Here is a 1,440-nt window from a genome sequence, read left to right as displayed (position 1 = left end):
CGGAGAAGTACCAGCTCAAGCCCCGGGACTGGGAGCGCGCGGAGACGGAGGGCATCGCACCGCTCATCACCCGCCTCAACGCCGTCCGACGCGCCAGCCCGGCGCTGCGGCAACTGCGCGACCTCCACTTCCACCACGCCGACAAGGAAGCGGTGATCGTCTACAGCAAGCGGAGCGGTTCGAACACGGTTCTGGTGGTCGTCAACCTCGACCCCCACCACACCCAGGAGGCCACGGTCTCGTTGGACATGCCGCAACTCGGCCTGAACTGGCACGAGTCGGTGCCGGTGCGCGACGAGCTCACCGGCGAAACCTTCAACTGGGGCAGGACCAACTACGTGCGCCTCGACCCGGGGCACCGGGCCGCGCACATCTTCACCGTCCTGCGACCGTCCCCGCAGATCGGAGGGTCACCCACAATATGATCGTCAACGAACCCGTCCCGGACACCTTCGAGGACACTCCCGCAAAGGACCGGGACCCCGACTGGTTCAAACGCGCGGTCTTCTACGAGGTCCTGGTGCGTTCCTTCCAGGACAGCAACGGCGACGGCATCGGCGACCTCAAGGGCCTGACCGCCAAGCTCGACTACCTCCAGTGGCTCGGCGTCGACTGCCTCTGGCTGCCGCCCTTCTTCAAGTCCCCGCTGCGGGACGGCGGTTACGACGTCTCCGACTACACCGCGGTGCTCCCGGAGTTCGGCGACCTGGCCGACTTCGTGGAGTTCGTCGACGCGGCCCACCAGCGCGGGATGCGCGTCATCATCGACTTCGTCATGAACCACACCAGCGACCAGCACCCGTGGTTCCAGGAGTCGAGAAGGGACCCGGACGGTCCCTACGGCGACTACTACGTCTGGGCGGACGACGACAAGCAGTACCAGGACGCGCGGATCATCTTCGTCGACACCGAGGCGTCCAACTGGACCTACGACCCGGTCCGCAAGCAGTACTACTGGCACCGCTTCTTCTCCCACCAGCCCGACCTCAACTACGAGAACCCGGCGGTGCAGGAGGAGATCATCTCCGCGCTCCGGTTCTGGCTCGACCTCGGCATCGACGGCTTCCGCCTGGACGCGGTGCCGTACCTCTACCAGCACGAGGGCACCAACTGCGAGAACCTGCCCGCGACCCACGAGTTCCTGAAGCGGGTGCGCAAGGAGATCGACGCCCAATACGCGGACAAGGTGCTCCTCGCGGAGGCCAACCAGTGGCCGGAGGACGTCGTCGACTACTTCGGCGACTACCGCAGCGGCGGGGACGAGTGCCACATGGCGTTCCACTTCCCGGTCATGCCGCGGATCTTCATGGCCGTGCGCCGCGAGTCCCGCTACCCCGTCTCGGAGATCCTCGCCAAGACCCCGGCCATCCCGTCCGGCTGCCAGTGGGGCATCTTCCTGCGCAACCACGACGAGCTGACCCTGGAGATGGTCACCGACGA

Annotated in this window: 2 protein-coding genes; both read left to right on the top strand. The window is 66.3% G+C overall.

The window, feature by feature from the left end; all coding sequences use genetic code 11:
• Nucleotides 1-425: DUF3459 domain-containing protein (locus AB0G52_RS41115; RefSeq protein WP_132894596.1), on the top strand; the 425-nt coding region annotated here is incomplete at its 5' end.
• A partial coding sequence (locus tag AB0G52_RS41110) for an alpha-amylase family glycosyl hydrolase (protein WP_361344404.1) occupies nt 422-1,440 on the top strand: 1,019 nt, incomplete at its 3' end. The genes AB0G52_RS41115 and AB0G52_RS41110, both read left to right, overlap by 4 nt.

The organism is Streptomyces sp. NPDC021562, assembly GCF_040640875.1.
Lineage (GTDB): Bacteria > Actinomycetota > Actinomycetes > Streptomycetales > Streptomycetaceae > Streptomyces.
Note: the sequence above shows the minus strand (reverse complement) of the source record. Positions and strands in the feature narration are given on the sequence as shown.